At 73.1% G+C, this 7,259-nt stretch carries 7 protein-coding genes; all 7 read left to right on the top strand.

Annotated elements, in window-relative coordinates; translation table 11 throughout:
- Positions 1 to 1,258, top strand: a 1,258-nt coding sequence (locus AVW11_RS22315; RefSeq protein WP_240528233.1) for a putative PEP-binding protein, incomplete at its 5' end; no start/stop codon positions are given.
- Between the two features lie 42 nt (positions 1,259 to 1,300).
- Positions 1,301 to 1,801 (top strand): flavodoxin domain-containing protein, encoded by a 501-nt coding sequence (locus AVW11_RS22310; protein WP_060177381.1) that lies wholly within the window; start codon positions 1,301 to 1,303, stop codon positions 1,799 to 1,801.
- A gap of 43 nt (positions 1,802 to 1,844) precedes the next feature.
- Positions 1,845 to 2,441, top strand: a complete 597-nt coding sequence (locus tag AVW11_RS22305; RefSeq protein WP_060177382.1) for an Rv1733c family protein — start codon at positions 1,845 to 1,847, stop codon at positions 2,439 to 2,441.
- The gene (locus tag AVW11_RS22300) at positions 2,434 to 5,106 is read left to right on the top strand and encodes a cation-translocating P-type ATPase (protein WP_076045517.1); all 2,673 of its coding nucleotides are present in this window, start codon (positions 2,434 to 2,436) and stop codon (positions 5,104 to 5,106) included. The genes AVW11_RS22305 and AVW11_RS22300 overlap by 8 nt, the downstream gene beginning before the upstream one ends.
- 17 nt (positions 5,107 to 5,123) lie before the next feature.
- The gene (locus AVW11_RS22295; protein ID WP_030844009.1) at positions 5,124 to 5,426 is read left to right on the top strand and encodes a DUF1876 domain-containing protein; all 303 of its coding nucleotides are present in this window, start codon (positions 5,124 to 5,126) and stop codon (positions 5,424 to 5,426) included.
- 86 nt (positions 5,427 to 5,512) lie between these two features.
- The gene (locus tag AVW11_RS22290; RefSeq protein ID WP_076045515.1) at positions 5,513 to 6,430 is read left to right on the top strand and encodes an ABC transporter ATP-binding protein; all 918 of its coding nucleotides are present in this window, start codon (positions 5,513 to 5,515) and stop codon (positions 6,428 to 6,430) included.
- Entirely contained in the window at positions 6,427 to 7,248 is an 822-nt protein-coding gene (locus AVW11_RS22285; RefSeq protein ID WP_060177385.1) for an ABC transporter permease subunit, read from the top strand. The genes AVW11_RS22290 and AVW11_RS22285 overlap by 4 nt, the downstream gene beginning before the upstream one ends.
- Positions 7,249 to 7,259 lie beyond the last annotated feature (11 nt).

The following is a 7,259-nucleotide window of genomic DNA, read 5'->3' as shown; positions in this document are numbered from 1 at the left end:
CCCGGACTGGGAACCGATCATGAAGCGGGCCGCCGCGATCGTTACCGATCACGGCGGTCGCACCTCCCATGCGGCGATCGTCAGCCGCGAACTCGGCGTTCCCGCCGTCGTCGGCACCGCCGTCGCCACGAAGGTCCTCGACGACGGGGCCGAGGTCACCGTCTCGTGCACGGAGGGAAGCCGCGGCAAGGTCTACGCGGGCCTGGTGCCGTACGAGGAGACCGAGACCGACCTCGCGGCCCTGCCCGCCACCCGGACCCGCGTGATGCTCAACCTGGCCGACCCGTCGGCGGCGTTCCGCTGGTGGCGGCTGCCGGCGGACGGCGTGGGCCTGGCCCGCCTGGAGTTCATCGTCGCCCACCAGGTCAAGGTCCACCCCATGGCCCTGCTGCATCCGGAACGGCTGGACGCGGGCGACCGCTGCGCCGTCGACCAGCTCACCGAGGGCCGTCTCGACCGCACCCGGTACTTCACCGACCGCCTTGCCCACGGCATCGCCCGGATCGCCGCCTCCCGGTGGCCGGACCCCGTCATCGTGCGCACCAGCGACTTCAAGACCAACGAGTACGCCAAGCTCCTCGGTGGCCGGCCGTTCGAGCCGGTCGAGGCCAACCCGATGATCGGATGGCGGGGAGCCAGCCGCTACTACAGCGACGGCTACCGGGACGGCTTCGCCCTGGAATGCAGGGCGCTGCGCCGGGTCCGCGACGCGATGGGCCTGACCAACGTCATCGTCATGATCCCGTTCTGCCGCACCCTGAAGGAGGCCGACAAGGTCCTCGACGTCATGGCCGCCGAAGGACTCCGGCGGGGCGAGAACGGGCTCCAGGTCTACGTGATGGCGGAGATCCCCGCCAACGTGCTGCTCGCCGAGGACTTCGCGGAACGCTTCGACGGCTTCTCCATCGGCAGCAACGACCTCACACAGCTCACCCTGGGCGTGGACCGGGACTCCGAGGCGCTCGCCGACGTCTTCGACGAGAACGACCCCGCCGTCACCCGCCTGATCGGCCTTCTCGTCCCGCGGGCCCACGCCGCAGGCCGCCCCGTGGGCCTGTGCGGTCAGCGCCCGAGCGACGACCCCGGCTTCGCCGCCTTCCTGGTCGGCGTCGGGATCGACTCGCTCTCCGTGGCCCCGGACAGCTTCGCCGCCGTCAAGCAGCACGTCGCCGCGGCCGAGGAGCGGCGCCGCGACGGGGACCGAACGGCCCCGGTCGGGATCCGTCCGGCCCATGCGCAGCCGCCGCCGGCCGCGTGACAGTGGCATCGGCCCACACGGACGAGACGAGGAGGCCCCGCCATGACCGCCAAGAAGGTCCTGGTCGCCTACGGGACCCAACACGGAGCCACCGCGGGAATCGCCGAGCAGATCGGCAGGACCCTCCGCGAGGACGGCCTCGATGCCGTGGTGCTGCCCGCGGGCAAGGTGCACGACGTCCGCGCCTACGACGCGGTCGTCCTCGGCGGTTCCCTCTACGCCGGCCACTGGAGCGGCAAGGCCAAGCGCTGCGCCGAACGCAACGCGGAGTCCCTGAGGCACCGTCCCGTGTGGCTGTTCAGCAGCGGCCCGCTCGACCGCTCCGCGGAGGACCACGACATCCCCCCGGTCCCCGCCGTCGCCCGGCAGATGCAGCTCATCGGCGCGCGCGAACACAAGACGTTCGGCGGCAGCGTCACGGCCGGCACCCCCGGGCTCGTCGCACGCTCGATGCTGCGCCAGGGCAAGGGCGGGGACTATCGCGCTCCCGAGCACATCCGGTCCTGGGCCCACCACATCAGCGCCGAACTCGCGGCGGCCTGACCGGGCGGCCCGCCACGGCAGCCGTGCAACGCGGAGGTGAGCCATGGACGACGACCGGACGCCAGGGGCGGCCAATCCGCTCCGCAGGAAGGCCGACCGCACCCGCGTGCTCCTGCACGCCGCCTTCGCCGTCGCCTGCCTCCTCGCGGTGGTCTGCGGTATCGCCGTCGGCCGGGCCGTGTGGATCGACGCCGGCCATGCCGCCGAGACCCTGGCCCGGCACCGGCACGTCGTCACGGCCACCGCCGTCGGCGAAACCAGCTACCGGACCGGACCGCGCCCGGGCGACAGGCCCGTCGTGGTCGCCCCCGTCACCTGGCAGTACCCCGCCGACCGCAGGCATGCCGACACCGTCCCCGTGCCGGCGCAGACCCGAAAGGGCGACACCGTCGCGGTGTGGGTCGACGACCGGGGCGACGCCGCCACGGCGCCCCCTGTGACCGCCGACCTCGCCCTGCGTGCCTTCGGCTTCGGCGCCGCGGTGCTCACCGGGATCGTGCTGCTCGCAGGAGCCCTCGTCCGCCTGGGGATCCGGGTCGTCGACGCCCGCAGCGCCCGGGCGTGGGAATCCGAATGGGAAGAGGTCGAGCCCCTCTGGACCGGCCGTCTGCACCCCGGCCCCGGAGCGGACGATGGCTGACGGCCTCGCCGACAGGGGGCTCGCGCGGGACGTCGTGCCCGATCCCCTGGAGCCCCTTCCCCTGCTCCGCCGGGAACTCCACACGGGGCCCGCGGGGCTGTCGAGCCGGGAAGCCGCACGGCGGCTGGCGGTCTACGGGCCGAACGAGGTCCGCCCCGCCGCAAAGACCGGCGTCCTCCAAGAACTCCTGCGCCAACTGGCCCACCCGCTGGCGCTGCTGCTGTGGGCGGCCGCCGCGCTCGCGTTCATCGCCGGCATCGACGTCCTCGGCTGGGCGATCGTCGCCGTGGTCCTCGTCAACGCCGCGTTCGCGCTCGTCCAGGAACGGCAGGCCGAGAAGGCCGTCGAGACCCTGGCCCGCTACCTCCCGGCGCAGGCGCGGGTGATCCGCGACGGGCAGCCGCGGCACGTCCCGGCCCGGGACCTGGTCCCCGGCGACCTCATCGTCCTGGAGGAGGGCGACCGTATCGCCGCCGACGCCCGTCTGACCGAAGGCGGGATCGAGGCGGACCTGTCCATGCTGACGGGGGAGTCCACGCCGGTGGAACGGCTGGCCGGTCCCGGCCTGCAGGCGGTGCCGGTGCTCCAGGAGCCGAACCTCGTCTTCAGCGGAACCAGCGCCACCGAGGGCCAGGCGCGGGCGATCGTCTTCGCCACCGGGGACCACACGCAGCTCGGCCGGATCGCCGCCCTCAGCCAGCGCACCCGGCGCGAACCCAGCCCGCTGGAGAAGCAGGTCAAGAAGGTCGCCTGGCTGATCGCGGCGGTCGCCGTCGCCATGAGTGCCGTCTTCCTCGTGACCGGCGTCGCGGTGGGCCTGCCGCTCACCGACTCGATGATGTTCGCGATCGGCCTGCTCGTGGCCAACGTGCCCGAAGGGCTCCTGCCGACCATCACCCTCGCCCTCGCCGTCGGCGTCCGGGTCCTCGCCCGACAGGGCGCGGTGATCAAGCGGCTCAGCGCCGTGGAGACCCTCGGCTCCACCAACGTCATCTGCACCGACAAGACCGGCACCCTCACCCGCAACGAGATGCGCCTGAACGCCCTCTGGACGCCCGAGCACGGCACGGAGCCCGGGCCCGGCAGCACCGCCCTCGTCCGGGCGGCGGCCCTGTGCACCACCGCCGCACGCGAGCCCGACGGGCCATGGCACGGCGACCCGACCGAAATCGCCCTCGTGGACGGAGCGGCGCAGCGCGCCGTCCCGGCGGATCCGGCCGACCGGGACGCCCACCGCCGCGCCTGCTTCCGCTTCGATCCGCGCCTGCGCCTGATGTCGGTGGTCCAGGCGGCGGACCGGGGCCGCCTGCGGGTCATCACCAAGGGGGCTCCCGAAGCCGTCCTGCCCCTCCTGGCGGGCGGAGAGCCGACCCGGCGCGCGCAGGACGCGGCAGACACCCTGGCCGAAGCGGGCATGAGGGTGCTGGCCGTAGCCGAGCGTGACCTGCCGGACGGTGCCGGCGTGCCGTCGGGGCGGCAGCAGGCCGAACGGGACCTGCACCTGCTGGGCCTCGTCGGCCTGTACGACCCACCGCGTCCGGAAGTCGCCGCCGCGGTCGAACGCTGCCACCGGGCAGGGCTGACCGTCCACATCGTCACCGGGGACAACGGCGCCACAGCCGCCGCGGTGGCCCGGTCCGTCGGCATCGGCGTACCGCACCTGCGGGTGATCGCCCAGTCCGAGGCGATCGACGACCACGAGCTCGACCACCTGCTGCGGCTGCCCGGCACGGAGATCGTCTTCGCCCGCTCCTCACCCGAGACGAAACTGAAGGTGGCTGACGCCCTGCGGGCCCACGGGCAGATCGTCGCCATGACCGGCGACGGGGTCAACGACGCGCCCGCCCTCCACCGTGCCCACATAGGCGTCGCCATGGGACGCTCCGGCACCGACGTGGCACGCGAAGCCTCGACCATGATCCTGACCGACGACAACTTCGCCACCATCGTCACGGCCATCGAATCCGGGCGACGCGTCTACGACAACGTCCGCAAGTTCATCGTCTACATCTTCGCCCACCTCACCCCCGAGGTCGTTCCCTTCCTGGTGTTCGCCCTGTCCGGCGGCACCGTCCCCCTGCCGCTGACCGTGCTCCAGATCCTCGCCATCGACCTCGGCACCGAGACCCTCCCCGCGCTCGCCCTGGGCCGCGAGCGCGCCGAGCCGGGAGTCATGGCCCGCCCGCCCCGGCCCCGTACCGAGGGCGTGATCAACAAGGACATGCTCGTCCGCAGCTGGGGCTGGCTCGGCACCGTGTCCGCCATCCTGGTGATGACCGCCTTCTTCTACGTGCTGTGGCAGGCCGGATGGCATCCCGGCGACCCCACCGGCCCGGGCACCCCCCTCCACCACGCCTATCTCACCGCCACCACGGCCACCTTCGCCGGCATCGTCACCTGCCAGGTCGGCACCGCCATCGCCGCCCGCACCGACCACGCAGCCCTCCGCGACATCGGCCTCCTCACCAATCCGCTGCTGCTCGCCGGCATCGCCTTCGAACTCGCCTTCACCGCGGCGCTCGTCTACGCGCCCCCGCTCCAGCACCTCTTCGGCACCGCCGCCCTGCCGGTGGACGTCGTCCTCCTCATCGCCCTCTTCCCCCCGCTGGTCTGGGGGACCGACGAAATCCGCCGGTGGGCCCGGCGCCGCCGCCGCCCCACCTGAAGCACCGGAGGAACACCATGTCCCACACCATCGAGTGGAAGTCCCGCGTCTACCTCTTCGAGGAGGACGGCACCACCAAGGTCCGCGTCGAGCTCGACACCGGCTCCAACCGGCTCACCGGCCACGGAACCGCCCGCTGCAACCCCACGGACCGGGACGTGCCCGAGATCGGTGACGAACTCGCCGCCGCCCGCGCCCTGGAGGACCTCGCCCACCAGCTCACGCGGATCGCCCACCGCGACATCGCCGACTCCGGCGCACCGCCGCAGGGCTCCCTCAAGCCCTACGGCGGCTGGACGGACAGCTCGGCAATCCGGTGAGACGCGCCGGCCCACATCGCACCGCGGCACCGCGCACACCCCCGCGTGAGCCGGTGGCGGCGGGAGCACAGGCCCGCGACGGAGTCATGGACGACGTGCCGGCGATCGAGGTGACCGGCCTGACCAAGAGGTACGAGGACGTCACGGGAGTCGACGGACTCAGCCTGACCGTGCGCACCGGGGAGGTCTTCGGCTTCCTCGGACCGAACGGCGCCGGGAAGACCACCACGCTGCGATGCCTCACCGGCCTCCTGCGGCCGACCGAGGGCCGCGTCAGGGTGCTCGGGCTGGACCCGCTGGGCGAGCACCTCCGGCTGGCACCGCGGATCGGATACCTGCCGGGCGAGCTGCGCCTGTATCCGGAGCTCTCCGGAGCGGAGACCCTCGACCTGCTGGCAGCCCTCCAGGGCGCCCCGGTGCCCCGTCGCGCCGAATTGTGCGACCGGCTGGGCCTGACCGCGCCGATCCTCGCCCGCCCCGTCTCCGGCTACTCGCGGGGGATGAAACAGAAGCTGGGGCTGGTGCAGGCCCTGCAGCACGATCCGCGGCTGGTCGTGCTGGACGAACCGACCGAAGGCCTCGACCCGCTGGTGCAGGAGACGTTCTTCGCCCTGCTGGGGGAAGCCGCGGCCGGCGGACGGACCGTCCTGCTGTCCAGCCACATCCTGCCGGAGGTGCAGCGCACCTGCGGCCGGGTCGCGATCGTGCGCGACGGACGGCTGGTGACGGTGGAGAGCGTGGCCGGGCTGCGCGAGGCACGCGCCCGACGGATCCGGCTGACCTTCGACGACGGGCAGGGGCGCCGGCCGCTGGGCGCCGCCGAACGCTGGGCCCCGCAGTGGCAGGACGACCGGGTGGACCTGCTCGTACCACCGAGCGAGGTGGTGGGCGCTCTGCGCGGACTGCTCGCCCTGCGCGTCGCGGACGTCACGGTGGAGGAAGCCGGTCTCGACGAGGCGTTTCTCGACCTGTACCGCGACGGCGGCCCGGAGGAGGAAGCGTGAAGGACCGATGGCCCCTGTTCTGGCTCGCCCTGCACCGCCGGCGCAGGATGCTGGGGGCCCTGCTGCTGGGGATGGTCGCCTTCGAGGCACTGATCGTGGTCGTGGCAGGCGCCCTCGCTCCCGGAGATCTGTTCTCCTCCGGCGGGAAGGGCCCGCCCTCCGCCTACCAGGCGTTCAGCGGCTCCAGCGGGAACGTCTCCATCGCCAGCTACCCGGGCTTGCTGGGTGCCGGCCTCACCCACCCCTTCTGGATCGCCATGCAGCTCACCGCGATCGGTTCGCTCGCGGCGGCCGCCGTGGCGGCGGACGTGGAATCGGGAACGGTGGAACTGGTGATGGTGCGGCCCGTCAGCCGCAGCCGGCTGCTGGCCGAGAGGACCGCAGCGCTGCTGGCCGTGGTGCTGGCCCTGAACGCGGCCGCGACGGTCACGGTCGCGGCCGGGGTGGCACTGTCCCCCGGGATCCACCGGGCGGTGCCGCTGAGCGGGGTCTTCGCCGCCGGGTTCATGGGCATCGGCTTCGCCCTGTGCATGATCGGCCCGGCCATGGCCGTGTCGGCGGCAGGACGCCGACGCTCCCAGGTGATCGGCGCGACCATCGCCATCGCAGCGGTGGGATTCGCCGTCAACTTCATCGCGCTGGCCTGGACGCCGGCGGCGCCGCTGCGGTTCCTCAGCCCGTTCCACTACTACACCCCGGGCGACGCCCTGGCCGAAGGCGGTGTCCTGTGGCCGCAGTTCGGGATCCTGGCAGGGGTGGGGCTGCTCGGTCTCCTGCTGGCCCACGTCCTCCTCCGCCGTCGGGACCTCGCTCCCTGACCGGGACAGCC

This window comes from Streptomyces amritsarensis, from assembly GCF_001953875.1.
Lineage (GTDB): Bacteria > Actinomycetota > Actinomycetes > Streptomycetales > Streptomycetaceae > Streptomyces > Streptomyces amritsarensis.
Note: the sequence above shows the minus strand (reverse complement) of the source record. Positions and strands in the feature narration are given on the sequence as shown.

What these genes read in the sequence shown, in the direction of transcription:
- AVW11_RS22305 (WP_060177382.1), top strand. Translation starts at nt 1,845, where the DNA reads ATGGACGACGACCGGACGCCAGGGGCGGCCAATCCGCTCCGCAGGAAG.
- AVW11_RS22290 (WP_076045515.1), top strand. Translation starts at nt 5,513, where the DNA reads ATGGACGACGTGCCGGCGATCGAGGTGACCGGCCTGACCAAGAGGTAC.
- AVW11_RS22295 (WP_030844009.1), top strand. Translation starts at nt 5,124, where the DNA reads ATGTCCCACACCATCGAGTGGAAGTCCCGCGTCTACCTCTTCGAGGAG.
- AVW11_RS22310 (WP_060177381.1), top strand. Translation starts at nt 1,301, where the DNA reads ATGACCGCCAAGAAGGTCCTGGTCGCCTACGGGACCCAACACGGAGCC.
- AVW11_RS22300 (WP_076045517.1), top strand. Translation starts at nt 2,434, where the DNA reads ATGGCTGACGGCCTCGCCGACAGGGGGCTCGCGCGGGACGTCGTGCCC.